At 71.8% G+C, this 13,709-nt stretch carries 14 protein-coding genes and 1 pseudogene; 10 read left to right on the forward strand and 5 right to left on the reverse strand.

Annotated features, from left to right (window positions below; translation table 11 throughout):
• The first annotated feature begins 38 nt into the window (after window positions 1-38).
• Window positions 39-1,679, forward strand: coding sequence for a phospho-sugar mutase (locus ACFWVP_RS28180; protein ID WP_384500773.1), 1,641 nt, complete (start codon window positions 39-41; stop codon window positions 1,677-1,679).
• A gap of 96 nt (window positions 1,680-1,775) precedes the next feature.
• Here ACFWVP_RS28180 and ACFWVP_RS28185 read toward each other — a convergent pair whose 3' ends face one another.
• The 3 genes and pseudogenes from ACFWVP_RS28185 to ACFWVP_RS28195 form a co-directional block, all read right to left on the reverse strand.
• A complete protein-coding gene (locus tag ACFWVP_RS28185) occupies window positions 1,776-2,531 on the reverse strand; it encodes a hypothetical protein (RefSeq protein ID WP_384500774.1) in 756 nt (251 codons plus the stop codon).
• A pseudogene (locus ACFWVP_RS28190) lies at window positions 2,528-3,028 on the reverse strand (phosphate ABC transporter ATP-binding protein); the annotation flags it as partial. The gene ACFWVP_RS28185 and the pseudogene ACFWVP_RS28190, both read right to left, overlap by 4 nt.
• 96 nt (window positions 3,029-3,124) lie before the next feature.
• Window positions 3,125-3,763: a PH domain-containing protein gene (locus tag ACFWVP_RS28195; protein ID WP_384500775.1), complete on the reverse strand. Its 639-nt coding sequence runs from the start codon at window positions 3,761-3,763 to the stop codon at window positions 3,125-3,127.
• Window positions 3,764-3,900: 137 nt separating this feature from the next.
• Here ACFWVP_RS28195 and deoC point away from each other — a divergent pair, with 137 nt between their 5' ends.
• From deoC to ACFWVP_RS28210, 3 genes are read left to right on the forward strand one after another with little or no spacing between them, the layout of a single operon-like run.
• Entirely contained in the window at window positions 3,901-4,887 is a 987-nt protein-coding gene (gene deoC / locus ACFWVP_RS28200; RefSeq protein ID WP_384500776.1) for a deoxyribose-phosphate aldolase, read from the forward strand.
• A 5-nt stretch (window positions 4,888-4,892) separates the two neighbouring features.
• Entirely contained in the window at window positions 4,893-6,329 is a 1,437-nt protein-coding gene (locus ACFWVP_RS28205) for an aldehyde dehydrogenase family protein (RefSeq protein WP_384500777.1), read from the forward strand.
• Window positions 6,322-7,275: an aldehyde dehydrogenase family protein gene (locus ACFWVP_RS28210; protein WP_384500778.1), complete on the forward strand. Its 954-nt coding sequence runs from the start codon at window positions 6,322-6,324 to the stop codon at window positions 7,273-7,275. The genes ACFWVP_RS28205 and ACFWVP_RS28210 overlap by 8 nt, the downstream gene beginning before the upstream one ends.
• A 65-nt stretch (window positions 7,276-7,340) precedes the next feature.
• Here ACFWVP_RS28210 and ACFWVP_RS28215 read toward each other — a convergent pair whose 3' ends face one another.
• Window positions 7,341-7,757: a hypothetical protein gene (locus ACFWVP_RS28215; RefSeq protein WP_384500779.1), complete on the reverse strand. Its 417-nt coding sequence runs from the start codon at window positions 7,755-7,757 to the stop codon at window positions 7,341-7,343.
• A 62-nt stretch (window positions 7,758-7,819) separates the two neighbouring features.
• Between ACFWVP_RS28215 and ACFWVP_RS28220 the strand changes: the two genes are divergently transcribed.
• The gene (locus ACFWVP_RS28220; protein ID WP_384500780.1) at window positions 7,820-8,521 is read left to right on the forward strand and encodes a uridine kinase; all 702 of its coding nucleotides are present in this window, start codon (window positions 7,820-7,822) and stop codon (window positions 8,519-8,521) included.
• Window positions 8,522-8,868: 347 nt separating this feature from the next.
• Here ACFWVP_RS28220 and ACFWVP_RS28225 read toward each other — a convergent pair whose 3' ends face one another.
• Window positions 8,869-9,648 (reverse strand): SigE family RNA polymerase sigma factor, encoded by a 780-nt coding sequence (locus ACFWVP_RS28225; protein WP_384500781.1) that lies wholly within the window; start codon window positions 9,646-9,648, stop codon window positions 8,869-8,871.
• A 203-nt stretch (window positions 9,649-9,851) separates the two neighbouring features.
• Here ACFWVP_RS28225 and afsQ1 point away from each other — a divergent pair, with 203 nt between their 5' ends.
• The 5 genes from afsQ1 to ACFWVP_RS28250 all read left to right on the forward strand — a co-directional run bounded on the left by afsQ1 (window position 9,852) and on the right by ACFWVP_RS28250 (window position 13,702).
• Window positions 9,852-10,529, forward strand: coding sequence for a two-component system response regulator AfsQ1 (afsQ1, locus tag ACFWVP_RS28230; protein WP_384500782.1), 678 nt, complete (start codon window positions 9,852-9,854; stop codon window positions 10,527-10,529).
• A complete protein-coding gene (locus ACFWVP_RS28235; protein WP_384500783.1) occupies window positions 10,526-12,058 on the forward strand; it encodes an ATP-binding protein in 1,533 nt (510 codons plus the stop codon). Before afsQ1 ends, ACFWVP_RS28235 begins: the two co-directional genes overlap by 4 nt.
• Complete coding sequence (locus ACFWVP_RS28240) at window positions 12,055-12,708, forward strand: hypothetical protein (protein ID WP_384500784.1); 654 nt, start codon at window positions 12,055-12,057, stop codon at window positions 12,706-12,708. The genes ACFWVP_RS28235 and ACFWVP_RS28240 overlap by 4 nt, the downstream gene beginning before the upstream one ends.
• Window positions 12,709-12,831: 123 nt before the next feature.
• Window positions 12,832-13,407 carry a VanZ family protein gene (locus ACFWVP_RS28245; protein WP_384500785.1) on the forward strand — a complete coding sequence of 192 codons (576 nt, stop codon included), beginning with the start codon at window positions 12,832-12,834 and terminating at the stop codon, window positions 13,405-13,407.
• Window positions 13,408-13,498: 91 nt separating this feature from the next.
• A complete protein-coding gene (locus ACFWVP_RS28250) occupies window positions 13,499-13,702 on the forward strand; it encodes a PspC domain-containing protein (protein ID WP_384500786.1) in 204 nt (67 codons plus the stop codon).
• The last annotated feature ends 7 nt before the right edge of the window (window positions 13,703-13,709 follow it).

Below are 13,709 nucleotides of genomic sequence, written 5' to 3' on the forward strand. Positions count from 1 at the left end.
GCTCCCCCACCCACCCGTACCCCCGAGAGGCGGACACCGTGCAGCAGGACCTCATCGCCCGTGCCAGGACCTGGCTGGCCGAGGACCCGGACCCCGAAACCCGTGAGGAGCTCGCCGGGCTCATCGACGCCGCGGACCTCGGCGCGCTGGAGGACCGCTTCGCGGGCACGCTCCAGTTCGGCACGGCCGGTCTGCGTGGCGAGATCGGCGCCGGGCCGATGCGGATGAACCGCTCGGTCGTCATCCGCGCCGCCGCCGGCCTGGCCGCGTACCTGAAGGCGCGGGGTGAGTCCGGCGGGCTCGTCGTCATCGGTTACGACGCCCGCTACAAGTCGGCCGACTTCGCCCGGGACACGGCGGCGGTGATGACGGGCGCGGGGCTGCGCGCGGCCGTACTCCCCCGCCCGCTGCCGACCCCCGTCCTCGCGTACGCCATACGGCATCTGGGGGCCGTCGCGGGTGTGGAGGTCACGGCCAGCCACAACCCGCCGCGCGACAACGGCTACAAGGTCTACCTGGGTGACGGTTCACAGATCGTGCCCCCGGCCGACGCGGAGATCGCCGCCGAGATCGCGGCCGTCGGGCCGCTCGACGGCGTACCGCGCCCGGAGTCCGGCTGGGAGACCCTCGGCGACGAGGTCCTGGACGCCTACCTGGCCCGTACGGACGCCGTCCTCAGCCCCGGCTCCCCCCGTACCGCGCGCACCGTCTACACGGCGATGCACGGCGTCGGCACCTCCGTCCTCACGGCCGCCTTCGCGCGGGCCGGCTTCCCCGCGCCCGTGCTCGTGGCCGAACAGGCGGACCCCGACCCCGCGTTCCCCACCGTCGCCTTCCCCAATCCGGAAGAGCCCGGCGCCATGGATCTCGCCTTCGCGACCGCGCGCCGGGCGGCCCCGGACCTCGTGATCGCCAACGACCCGGACGCCGACCGCTGCGCCGTCGCCGTCCCCGACGAGTCGGCCCCGGCCGGCTGGCGGATGCTGCGCGGCGACGAGGTCGGCGCACTGCTCGCCGCCCACCTGGTGTCCCGTGGGGTCACGGGTGTGTTCGCCGAGTCGATCGTGTCGTCGTCCCTGCTCGGCCGGATCGCCGAGAAGGCCGGTGTCGGCCACGAGGAGACGCTGACGGGCTTCAAGTGGATCGCCCGCGTCGAGGGTCTGCGCTACGGCTACGAGGAGGCGCTGGGCTACTGCGTCGACCCGGAGGGCGTACGCGACAAGGACGGCATCACCGCCGCCCTGCTGGTCGCGGAGCTGGCCTCGGTGCTCAAGGAGCGGGGCCGCACCCTCCTCGACCTGCTCGACGACCTCGCCGTCGAGCACGGGCTGCACGCCACGGACCAGCTGTCGGTCCGGGTCGAGGACCTGACGGTCATCGCGGACGCCATGCGGCGGCTGCGCGACAAGCCCCCGACCTCCCTGGCGGGCCTGACCGTCATCTCGACGGAGGACCTGTCGCGGGGCACGGAGCTCCTGCCGCCCACCGACGGCCTGCGTTACCACCTGACGGGGGCGAGGGTGATCGTCCGCCCGAGCGGCACCGAGCCGAAGCTCAAGTGCTACCTGGAGGTGGTCCTCCCGGTCCCCGCCCTCGAGTCCCTTGCCACCACCCGCGCAGAAGCCGCCACCCTCCTCAGCACCCTCAAGCAGGACCTGGCCACCGCCGCCGGCATCTGACCCCCGCGCACCCAGCGTCGGTGGGAGCGCGGGGGCCCACATCTGTCCGGTTCGGCGGCATTTCCCGGTCCCTGCGCTCCCACCGACCGAGACCGCTCAGGTGCGGGTGAGGTAGGTGAAGCCTGTGTCCGGGCCTACGCAGGACTGGAGGGTCAGGTCGCCCCAGTAGAGGCCGTGGGCGGGGGTGCCGCGGCCGGGTGTGAGGTAGCGGGTGTAGACGCGGTAGCGCAGGGTCTCGCGTGGTGTCTCGACCGTGACGACGGTGCCGACCGGAAGCATCGCGAACTGCTGGAAACCGCAGTGGTCGTGGCCGACGACGACGATCGTGCGCATCGCCTGGCCGTTCTCCGAGCCGAACGCCGGACCGGACCACTGCACGGCGTTCCGGCAGGCGTCGACGGCGTCCCGGCCGCCGCGGACGACCTTCGCGGACCAGTCTCCTATCCGCAGGACGGTGGCGGTGGCGCTGGTAGACGCGTCGTCGCCCGGGGTGGGCGAGGGGGTTCCTTCCGGGGTGGTTCCTTCCGGGGTGGTGGGGGTGGTCGGGGTGCGGGCCGTGGAAGGAGTGCTGTCCGTGGTCTTCGCGGGGGCCGGAGCGGCGGTACGGGAGAGATCGGGGCCTGCCGGGGCGGGCGAGGACCGCGGCGGGGCGGCGGGCGGCTTCGTCGCCGGGGTCTCGGGGGCGGCTGCGGGCCGGGGTGCCGGGGGCACGCCGGACGGGGCCGCCGACGAACGCACGGGGGCCGGCCCCGCCTCCGCACCCCCGGGCGCCCTCCCCGCACCGCAGCCGGCGACGAGGGCCAGCAGCAGCGCCACGGCGGCCGCGGGTGCGGCGGACCGGCGGGGCGTCATCCGAAGCGGCCGTTCACGTAGTCGGAGGTACGGGAGTCCTGGGGTGCGTTGAACATGTCGTCCGTCGGCCCGTGCTCGACGATGACGCCCGGGGTGCCCTGCTCGGCGAGGAAGAACGCGCAGCTGTCGGAGACGCGGGCGGCCTGCTGCATGTTGTGCGTGACGATGACGATGGTGACCTCCTCCTTCAGGTCGTGGATCGTCTCCTCGATGCGCCGGGTGGAGGTCGGGTCGAGGGCCGAGCACGGCTCGTCCATCAGGAGGACCCGGGGGCGCACGGCCAGCGAGCGGGCGATGCACAGCCGTTGCTGCTGGCCTCCGGAGAGCGCGCCGCCCGGCTGCCGGAGCCGGTCCTTGACCTCCTTCCAGAGGCCCGCCTTGGTGAGGCACTCCTCGACGAGGTCGTCGCGGCCGTCCTTGGACGCCTTGACGCCGTTCAGCTTCAGGCCCGCCAGGACGTTGTCGTACAGGGACATCGCGGGGAAGGGGTTCGGCTGCGGGATGTAGCCCCTAGGGCACACCGCATACACCGCGACGCCCTCGGTCTGGCCGAGGGCGTCGCGGGTGTGCGCGGGGTACGAGCGGTGTGATGGTCAGCCGATCGCGAACAGCACCACGAACAGCACCGCGCCGACGACGGCCGGGGCGATGACCTCGAACGCCCAGCGCACCGAGGCCGTGGTCGTGCCGGGCTCCGTGCGCCTCGCGGCACGCTCGGCCAGCTCCCGCAGGTCGCCCACCGCCTGGTCGGCGGCGGCGACCCGGGCGTGCGTGTCACGGACGTCGACGTGTGCGGAGGTGCGGCCGTACGGGTCGTCGTGCGCGGCCTGGCCGGCCTTCCGCGCGGCCCGCTTGCGCTCGCGCAGCGACACCGGCACCGCCCACAGCTGGTACTTCCTGCCGTCCTGGGTGAACACCTCGCTGGAGTACGAGGCCCGTACGTCGGCGACGTCGGTCCAGGGCAGCACGATCGTCCGGAACGGGTTGCGGATGTGGATCCGCTCCTCGCCGGCGAACACCGCGGGCCGCAGTGTGAACGCCACGATCAGCGGGACCAGGGCCAGCAGGGCGGCCAGCGCCTGCCACGGCACCCACCCGTTGCCCCGGAACACCGCGTCGCCGCCGATCCAGCCGACCAGGAGGATCAGCAGCGCGCCGCTGACCAGCCCGGGGACCGAACGGAAGGTCCGGTCGGCGTAGGCGGGCTCGGCGGGGGGTGTGGGGCTCGTCATGGTTCCGATTCTGCCTGACGGGCCCGTGCGGTGGCGGGGCGCCCGCCCGGGAGCCATCGGACGGCCTGCGGGAGGCGCGGAATCGGGCAGGGCCCTGTACAGGTCGCTACGCGCGTAGATATGCTCATGTGGTGACCATGCCCACCACTGCACCTTCCCCCAAGCGCTCAGCGGCGTTCGAGCAGGGCGGGGCCCCTCTCGCCGACGCGACGGCGTCCGACAGTGCGCTGCGCCGCTTCCTGCACGGGCTGCCCGGTGTCGACACCGTCGGCCTCGAAGCGCGCGCCGCCTCCCTCGGCACCCGATCGATCAAGACGACCGCCAAGGCGTACGCCATCGATCTCGCCATCTCGATGATCGACCTGACGACGCTGGAAGGCGCGGACACCCCGGGCAAGGTCCGGGCTCTCGCCGCCAAGGCCGTCAACCCCGATCCGACCGACCGTACGACCCCGCGCACCGCGGCCGTCTGCGTCTACCCGGACATGGCGGCGACCGCCGCCGCGGCGCTGGCCGGTTCCGGGGTGAAGGTGGCGTCCGTCGCGACGGCCTTCCCCGCCGGGCGTGCCGCGCTGGACGTCAAGCTCGCGGACGTCCGCGACGCCGTGGCCGCCGGTGCCGACGAGATCGACATGGTGATCGACCGCGGCGCCTTCCTCTCCGGCCGCTATCTGAAGGTGTACGAGGAGATCCTCGCCGTGAAGGCCGAGTGCGGCCCGGCACGGCTGAAGGTGATCTTCGAGACCGGTGAGCTGTCCACGTACGACAACATCCGGCGGGCCTCCTGGCTCGGGATGCTGGCGGGCGCGGACTTCATCAAGACGTCGACCGGCAAGGTCGCGACCAACGCCACCCCGGCGAACACCCTGCTGATGCTGGAGGCCGTGCGTGACTTCCGGGAGCAGACCGGTGTGCAGATCGGCGTGAAGCCCGCGGGCGGCATCCGCACCACCAAGGACGCGATCAAGTTCCTGGTCCTGGTGAACGAGACCGCGGGCGAGGACTGGCTGGACAACCACTGGTTCCGCTTCGGCGCCTCCAGCCTGCTGAACGACCTGCTGATGCAGCGCCAGAAGCTCAGCACCGGCCGCTACTCCGGCCCCGATTACGTGACGGTGGACTGATCCCCATGGCATCTGCATTCGACTACGCACCGGCTCCGGAGTCCCGCTCCGTCGTCGACATCGCCCCCTCGTACGGCCTGTTCATCGACGGCGAGTTCACCGAGGCCGCCGACGGCCAGGTCTTCAAGACGGTCAGCCCGTCGTCCGAGGAGGTGCTCTCCGAGGTCGCCCGGGCCGGCGCCGAGGACGTGGACCGCGCCGTGAAGGCCGCCCGCAGGGCGTTCGAGAAGTGGTCGGCGCTGCCCGGTTCCGAGCGCGCCAAGTACCTCTTCCGGATCGCCCGGATCATCCAGGAGCGCTCGCGCGAGCTGGCCGTCCTGGAGACCCTGGACAACGGCAAGCCGATCAGGGAGACCCGCGACGCGGACCTCCCGCTGGTCGCCGCGCACTTCTTCTACTACGCGGGCTGGGCCGACAAGCTCGACCACGCCGGTTACGGGGCGAATCCGCGCCCGCTGGGTGTGGCCGGCCAGATCATCCCGTGGAACTTCCCGCTCCTGATGCTCGCGTGGAAGATCGCCCCGGCGCTCGCCACCGGCAACACGGTCGTGCTGAAGCCGGCGGAGACGACCCCGCTGTCCGCGCTCTTCTTCGCGGACATCTGCCGCCAGGCGGGCCTGCCCAAGGGTGTCGTCAACATCCTGACGGGCTACGGGGACGCGGGCTCGGCCCTCGTCGAGCACCCCGACGTCAACAAGGTCGCCTTCACGGGATCGACCGCGGTCGGCAAGGCCATCGCCCGCCAGATCGCCGGCACGGGCAAGAAGGCCACGCTGGAGCTGGGCGGCAAGGGCGCCAACATCGTCTTCGACGACGCGCCCATCGACCAGGCCGTCGAGGGGATCGTGACCGGGATCTTCTTCAACCAGGGCCAGGTCTGCTGCGCGGGCTCGCGGCTCCTCGTCCAGGAGTCGGTCCAGGACGAGCTGCTGCACTCGCTGAAGCGCCGCCTGTCCACGCTCCGCCTCGGCGACCCGCTGGACAAGAACACCGACATCGGCGCGATCAACTCCGAGGAGCAGCTCTCCCGGATCACCGCCCTCGTAGAGACCGGCGAGGCGGAGGGCGCCGAGCGCTGGTCCGCGCCGTGCGAGCTGCCGTCCGCGGGCTACTGGTTCGCCCCGACGCTGTTCACCAACGTCACGCAGGCGCACACCGTCGCGCGCGACGAGATCTTCGGCCCGGTCCTGTCGGTGCTCTCCTTCCGTACGCCGGACGAGGCGGTCGCCAAGGCCAACAACAGCCAGTACGGCCTCTCGGCGGGCATCTGGACGGAGAAGGGCTCCCGCATCCTCGCGGTGGCCGGCAAGCTCCGGGCGGGCGTCGTCTGGGCCAACACGTTCAACAAGTTCGACCCGACCTCGCCGTTCGGCGGATACAAGGAGTCGGGCTTCGGCCGCGAAGGCGGCCGCCACGGTCTGGAGGCCTACCTCGATGTCTGACGGGCGACTGAGCGTCTTCAAGACCTACAAGCTGTACGTCGGGGGCAAGTTCCCCCGCTCCGAGAGCGGCCGGGTGTACGAGGTGACCGACTCCAAGGGCAAGTGGCTGGGCAACGCCCCGCAGTCCTCCCGCAAGGACGCCCGGGACGCGGTCGTGGCCGCGCGCAAGGCGTTCGGCGGCTGGTCGGGCGCGACCGCGTACAACCGCGGCCAGGTCCTCTACCGCGTAGCCGAGATGCTGGAGGGCCGCCGGGAGCAGTTCGTGCGGGAGGTGGCGGACGCCGAGGGGCTGTCGAAGTCCAAGGCGGCGGCCGTCGTCGACGCCGCGATCGACCGCTGGGTCTGGTACGCGGGCTGGACCGACAAGATCGGCCAGATCGTGGGCGGGGCGAACCCGGTCGCGGGTCCGTTCCTCAACCTCTCCACCCCGGAGCCGACCGGTGTCGTCACGGTCCTGGCCCCGCAGGAGTCGTCGTTCCTGGGTCTGGTCTCGGTGATCGCCCCGGTGATCGCCACGGGTAACACCGCGGTCGTCATCGCCTCGGCCGACGCCCCGCTGCCCGCGCTCTCACTGGGCGAGGTGCTGGCCACGTCGGACCTGCCGGGCGGTGTGGTGAACATCCTGTCGGGGAGGACGGCTGAGCTCGCGGCGCCGCTGGCGTCCCACCAGGACGTCAACGCCATCGACCTCACGGGCGCCGCAGGGGACACCGAGCTGGCGAAGGAGCTGGAGATCGCGGCGGCGGACAACCTGAAGCGGGTTCTTCGCCCACCCGTCTCCCGCGACCACCTCGGGAAGGAAGCGCACGGCGCCGATCGTCCACAGGCTGTGGACGGCGCGGACTGGACCGCCGATCCGGGCACACGCCGCCTGACGGCCTTCCTGGAGACCAAGACGGTCTGGCACCCCACAGGCGCCCTGGGAGCCTCCGGCTCCTCGTACTGACCCCACGTCCGCCCCGCGGGGCCGCCTTCCGGTAGGAGGGCGGCCCCGCGGCCGTGTGCGCGGCGTCAGCCGGTGATCAGGTCCGTCACCTGGCCCACCACCGGCAGGTCACCGAGCGCGGCGCCACTGGTCAGCGGGTCGGTGACGATCGCCGTGGTCACCGGCTTGAAGTCGGCGACCTGGGCGCCCACCGCGTTGTCCAGCGGGTCGACGCCCGTCCCGGCCAGCGGGTCGAGCTGCAGATCGGTGACGGGCGCCACGGCTCCGGCGAGCCCGTAGCCGAGCGCGCTCGTCAGCGCGGGCGCCGCCGCGCTGCCGACCGCCCCGAGGGTGCTGTCCTCGCCGGTGGCCGGGGTGACGGGCAGCGGCGCGGCCTGGGCCACCGCGCCTCCCGCGCCGAGGGCCGCGCCCAGCGCGGTGAGGGTCAGACCGGCGCGCAGCAGCGCGCGACGCCGGGGCTTGGACAGTGCATGACGTGCCATGTTTTCCCACCTGATCGGGCTGGATGAGTAATCATTCGTGCGCGCAGAGTAGTTGAGGTGTGATGCTCGATACCAACAAGGCCTCCCGGGGATCCTCCGCACGGGTCGATGCCTCACACTTCTGTTCTGTGAGTTCCCAACCGATCCCCACTCGAGTCGTACTGCTCGCCGGTCCCTCCGGCTCCGGCAAGTCGTCCCTCGCCGCCCGCACCGGTCTGCCGGTGCTGCGCCTGGACGACTTCTACAAGGAGGCAAACGACCCGACGCTGCCCGTGGTCACCGGCAGCACGGACATCGACTGGGACTCGGCGCGGTCCTGGGACGCGGACGCGGCGGTCGCCGCCATCGCCGAGCTGTGCCGGACGGGGCGGACGAACGTTCCCGTGTACGACATCTCCACGAGCTCCCGGGTCGGCCGTGAGGCACTCGACATCGAGCGGACGCCCCTGTTCGTCGCCGAGGGCATCTTCGCGGCGGACATCGTGGGACGCTGCCAGGAACTGGGGCTCCTCGCGGACGCGCTGTGCCTGCGCGGGCGCCCGTCGACGACGTTCCGGCGGAGGCTGGTGCGGGATCTGCGCGAGGGCCGCAAGTCGGTGCCGTTCCTGCTCCGGCGGGGCTGGCGCCTGATGCGGGCCGAACGGCGCATCGTGGCCCGCCAGACGGCCCTGGGCGCCCACCCCTGCGGAAAGCCCGAGGCCCTGGGCCGCCTGGCAGCGGCGGCAGCGGGCCGCTGCCGCCGAACCCCGGCCGGGCAGGCCTGACCAGGCCCGTCCGACCAGACCTGGTCAAGCCCCTCCGAGCCCCTCTCGGAGCGGGCCGAATCAAGCCCGTCCCAGACCCCCTCGGAGCGGGCCGAATCAAGCCCCTCCGGCGATTGAGCAGCGGGGTCCGGGGCGGAGCCCCGGTGCGGCGGCCGGTCCGCGGCTGACAGGCCCCGCCGGAACCCGGAACCCGCGGACAACACGGCGGGGCCGGACAGGACCCCCCGGCCTGTCCGGCCCCACCACGCGCTGCCCCAGTACCGCCGCCTCCCCCGAAGCGGCGGCCTTTCCCCCGTGTCGCCGCCTCCCCCGAAGCCGCGACCCGTCCCCCCGTCCCCCCGTACGCCTCAGGCCACCAGCTCGCCGAAGGACTCCTCCTCGTCACGGCCGAAGCTGAGGACCTGGTCCTCGCGCAGCCGGCGGAGCGACCGCCAGATGCTCGACTTCACCGTGCCGACACTGATGTCGAGGATGGACGCGATCTCCGGGTCCGTGCGGCCCTCGTAGTAGCGGAGGACCAGCATCGTGCGCTGGAGTTCGGGCAGCCGCGCGAGCGCCTGCCACAGCACCGCCCGCAGCTCCGTGCCGCGCATCGCGTCCGTGTCGCCCACCGTCTCCGGCAGCTCCTCGGTCGGGTACTCGTTCAGCTTGCGCCTGCGCCACGCGCTGATGTGCAGGTTGGTCATGGTGCGGCGGAGGTATCCGCCGACCGCCGCCTTGTCACTGATCCGGTCCCATGCCCGGTACGTCGAGAAGAGGGCGCTCTGCAGCAGGTCCTCGGCCTCGAACCGGTCTCCGGTCAGGTGGTAGGCGGTCGCGTACAGGGAGGCGCGGCGCTCCTGGACGTAGGCCGTGAACGCCGCTTCGGCGTCCTCGGTCCGCGTCCCGGGCTTCCGCTCCCCCGTGACCTCCCCGTACGCGTTTCCCCCGTTGGCCCCGCTTCCCCCGTGGCCCCCGTTTCCCCCCGTGGGCGCGTCAACCATCGTCAGGTACGACGAGTGCTGACGCCCGGCGCCACGGACGCATCCCCGTACGCCCCCCTGAGCGCCGGACTTCTCCGTGCTCCGGCCGACGTCGTGGAGACGCGTGGCAACTGCGCTTGAGGTGGTGCTGTGCAGTGTGTTCATCTCGCGCCCCCCATCGGTGGAGTCCGTTCGTTCCTTGTGCCAACGAGCTTGCCGGGGCAGTTTCATGGCCCTGTCCCCCGACTGTCACAGGCCTGTCACAGGGCATGTCGGGCCCGTGTCCGTTCCGTGGAGGTGCCGGGTACGGAGGATCAAGTAGGGGGCACAGTCGTCCTACAGCACCCCGATGGGCCAGAATGGCCCCTGTGCCTTTCCTGTTGCTGATCGAGGACGACGACGCCATCCGCACGGCCCTCGAACTCTCCCTGTCACGCCAGGGCCACCGTGTGGCCACCGCGGCGACGGGAGAGGACGGCCTTGAGCTGCTGAGGGAGCAACGCCCGGACCTCGTCGTGCTGGACGTGATGCTGCCCGGGATCGACGGTTTCGAGGTCTGCCGGCGCATCCGGCGCACCGACCAGCTGCCGATCATTCTGCTGACCGCGCGCAGCGACGACATCGACGTCGTGGTGGGACTGGAGTCCGGCGCGGACGACTACGTGGTGAAACCCGTGCAGGGCCGGGTGCTCGACGCCCGTATCCGTGCGGTGCTGCGCCGTGGTGAGCGCGAGTCGACCGACTCGGCGACCTTCGGAAGTGTCGTCATCGACCGTTCGGCGATGACCGTCACCAAGAGCGGGGAGGACCTGCAGCTCACGCCCACCGAGCTGCGTCTCCTCCTCGAACTGAGCCGCAGGCCCGGTCAGGCCCTGTCCCGGCAGCAGTTGCTGCGGCTGGTGTGGGAACACGACTACCTCGGTGACTCGCGGCTCGTGGACGCCTGCGTGCAGCGGCTGCGCGCGAAGGTGGAGGACGTGCCGTCCTCGCCGACCCTGATCCGTACCGTGCGTGGTGTGGGCTATCGGCTGGACTCGCCTCAGTGAGTGATTCCGCGAAACGTTCCATACTCGCGGGTCTTCGCTGGACCAGCCTCCGGCTGCGGCTGCTCGTCGTGTTCGCCCTGGTGGCGCTGACGGCGGCGGTGTCCGCGTCGGGCATCGCGTACTGGCTCAACCGTGAGGCGGTCCTGACACGTACGCAGGACACGGCGCTCGGAGACTTCCGCCGCCAGATGCAGCACCGGGCGGCGGCACTGCCGTCGCGGCCCACGAAGGACGATCTCCAGGACGCCGCCGAGCAGATGGCGACCAGCGGCCCCGGCTATCACGTCCTGCTGATCGACACCTACGACGGCAAACCGATCGTCGGGTCCTCCGACATCGACTCGTTCACCAAGGTCGACGTGCCCGCGTCGCTGCAGAAGCAGGTGAACAAGAAGCAGCCGCTGACGTCCGCCAACTCCTTTGAGTACCACCTGTTCTGGCAGCGCACGAGCATCGGCGGCACCCCGTACCTGGTGGCCGGTACGAAGATCATCGGTGGTGGCCCGGCCGGGTACATGCTGAAGTCGCTCGACCAGGAGCGTCAGGACCTCAATTCGCTGGCCTGGTCCCTGGGCATCGCCACGGCGCTGGCCCTCGTCGGCTCGGCGCTGCTCGCGCAGGCCGCGGCGACGACGGTGCTGCGGCCCGTCCAGCGGCTCGGTGACGCGGCCCGCAAGCTCGGCGAGGGCAAGCTGGACACCCGTCTCGTGGTTTCCGGAACCGACGAACTGGCCGATCTCTCGCGTACGTTCAACAGGACGGCGAGTTCGCTGGAGAAGAAGGTCGCGGACATGAGCGCGCGGGAGGAGGCGAGCCGCAGGTTCGTCGCCGACATGTCGCACGAGCTGCGGACCCCGCTGACCGCGATCACCGCCGTCGCCGAGGTGCTGGAGGACGAGGCGGACAGCCTCGACCCGATGATCGCACCGGCCGTGCATCTGGTCGTGAGCGAGACCCGGCGGCTGAACGACCTGGTCGAGAACCTCATGGAGGTCACCCGCTTCGACGCGGGTACGGCCCGGCTGGTGCTGGACACGGTGGACGTCGCCGACCAGGTGACCGCCTGCATCGACGCCCGTGCCTGGCTGGACGCGGTCGACCTGGACGCGGAGCGCGGCATGATGGTGCGGCTCGATCCGCGCCGCCTCGACGTGATCCTGGCCAATCTCATCGGCAACGCGCTGAAGCACGGCGGGTCACCTGTACGGGTGGCGGTGCGGACCGATGACGAGGAGCTGGTCATCGAGGTGCGCGACCACGGTCCGGGTATCCCGGAGGACGTCCTGCCCCATGTGTTCGACCGTTTCTACAAGGCGAGCGCCTCCCGGCCGCGTTCCGAGGGCAGCGGTCTGGGTCTGTCGATCGCCATGGAGAACGCGCACATCCACGGCGGTGACATCACCGCCTTCAATTCGCCGGGCGGCGGCGGGGCGGTGTTCGTCCTGCGGCTGCCGCGCGACGAGGAGCGGCTGACCGACGCCCCGGGTGACGACGACCCCGACCGGCACGAGGAGGGTGACGCGAAGTGAGGCGCGGCGAGCTCACGGACGGCGCACCCCGCCGGGGCCGTCCGACCGGACGCCCGGCCCGGGCCGGGGCGGCGCTGGCGGCTGTCGTGTCCGTGGCGGCGCTGGCCGCGGGCTGCGGGATCAGGAGCACGTCGGTGCCCGTGGACGCCGGGGCGGCCCCCTCGCGGGTGCCGTGCCGCACGTCGTCGGGGCCGGCGAGCGCGCCACCGCAGGAGACCGTCGCGGTGCGGATCTATCTCGTCTGCGCGTCGCAGCTGGTGACCGTGGAGCGCACCGTCGAGGTCGACGAGTCCCGGTCCGACCCGGTCCTGGTCGCGCAGGCCCTCCTGGGCGAGTTGCAGCGGGATCCGTCCGCCGACGAGCGGAGCGCGGGATTCGCCACCGACGTGCCGTCGGGGCTACGGGTCACCGAGGCCCACGTGGGTGACCCGAAGGGCACGCTGCGCCTCAGCGAACAGCCCGAGGACCTGCCCGCGGAGTCGCTGGCGCAGCTGGTGTGCTCGTACGCGGAGAGCGAGCCCCTGGCCTCCGGCGGCTCGGTGATCCTGGGCGGCCCGGGCAACTACGCCCCGAGGGCCTACCTCTGCACCTCGGAAACGAAGTCCCGCCCCGCCAATGTCCCCACCCTCGGAGCGCTCAAACTCTCGTAACGCTCGGTGGGACTCCAGGGACGGCGGAGTGTCCGTTTTACCCCTTATCGACGTCCCTGGCTTCCCACCGACCCGCACAACGGCGGAGCGGGCGGAACCGATCCTGCCGGTCGTGGCGTCTTGGTGTGCGTGCGTCACAGTTCGGACGGCCGGGCCGTCATCCATTTCCGCGCGGCGGGGGTCGTCCTCCTCCTCGCGCATCTGCTGTTCGTCGGCTGGCTGACGCTGCGCCCGCTGGACGTGCCCTGGATGACGGCGGCGAATCTGCAGCCCCTCGCGGGAATCAGGGCCGACCTGGCCCTCGGCCCCGTCGAGGCGGCGCGCCGGATCGGCGAGGGGCTGCTGCTGCTGGCTCCGCTGGGCGTACTGCTGCCGATGGCCGGGGGGCGGCTGCTGGTCTCCCCGTGGGCCTCGATGGCCCGTACGGTCGCCGCCGGGGCGCTGATCTCGATGGCCATCGAGCTGGGGCAGACCGGAGTGCCGGGGCAGGTCGTCGACGTCGACTCGATGCTGCTGAACACCACCGGTGTCGCGCTCGCCCATCTGCTGGTCGTCCCGGTGAGCCGGGCACGGTTGCGCCGGGGGGACCGGGCGGGGGCCGGTGACATCTCCCGGCTCGGCCACGAGCTCCGCTCCTTCGGGAGCGAGTCCCCTCAGGGGGCGACCCCGACGATTTCCAGGGTCGGTATCGCCCCGTAGAGCGATGCTTTGCACCCCTTGCGGAGCCACTATGGAGGTACCGGGAGCGCGACGGAGCCGCCCCCGCAGACGGTTCACGAAGGAGCCCACCATGGCCGCACTTACCCGCCCTGTTGACGGACGCATGATCGGTGGGGTGTGCGCGGCGCTGGCACGGCGCTTCGGCACCTCCGCACGGACGATGCGGATCATCTTCGTGGTCTCGTGCCTGCTTCCCGGCCCCCAGTTCCTGGTCTACCTGGCGCTGTGGCTGCTGCTGCCGTCGGAGAAGACCGCGTCCGCGACGGCCTGGTGACCTGCGG

Source organism: Streptomyces sp. NPDC058637, from assembly GCF_042717325.1.
In the GTDB taxonomy this organism is placed as follows: domain Bacteria; phylum Actinomycetota; class Actinomycetes; order Streptomycetales; family Streptomycetaceae; genus Streptomyces.

Coding starts and splice junctions, on each gene's coding strand:
- ACFWVP_RS28185 (WP_384500774.1), bottom strand. CDS start 2,531: ATGACGCCCCGCCGGTCCGCCGCACCCGCGGCCGCCGTGGCGCTGCTG.
- ACFWVP_RS28195 (WP_384500775.1), bottom strand. CDS start 3,763: ATGACGAGCCCCACACCCCCCGCCGAGCCCGCCTACGCCGACCGGACC.
- deoC (WP_384500776.1), top strand. CDS start 3,901: ATGCCCACCACTGCACCTTCCCCCAAGCGCTCAGCGGCGTTCGAGCAG.
- ACFWVP_RS28205 (WP_384500777.1), top strand. CDS start 4,893: ATGGCATCTGCATTCGACTACGCACCGGCTCCGGAGTCCCGCTCCGTC.
- ACFWVP_RS28210 (WP_384500778.1), top strand. CDS start 6,322: ATGTCTGACGGGCGACTGAGCGTCTTCAAGACCTACAAGCTGTACGTC.
- ACFWVP_RS28215 (WP_384500779.1), bottom strand. CDS start 7,757: ATGGCACGTCATGCACTGTCCAAGCCCCGGCGTCGCGCGCTGCTGCGC.
- ACFWVP_RS28220 (WP_384500780.1), top strand. CDS start 7,820: ATGCTCGATACCAACAAGGCCTCCCGGGGATCCTCCGCACGGGTCGAT.
- ACFWVP_RS28225 (WP_384500781.1), bottom strand. CDS start 9,648: ATGAACACACTGCACAGCACCACCTCAAGCGCAGTTGCCACGCGTCTC.
- ACFWVP_RS28250 (WP_384500786.1), top strand. CDS start 13,499: ATGGCCGCACTTACCCGCCCTGTTGACGGACGCATGATCGGTGGGGTG.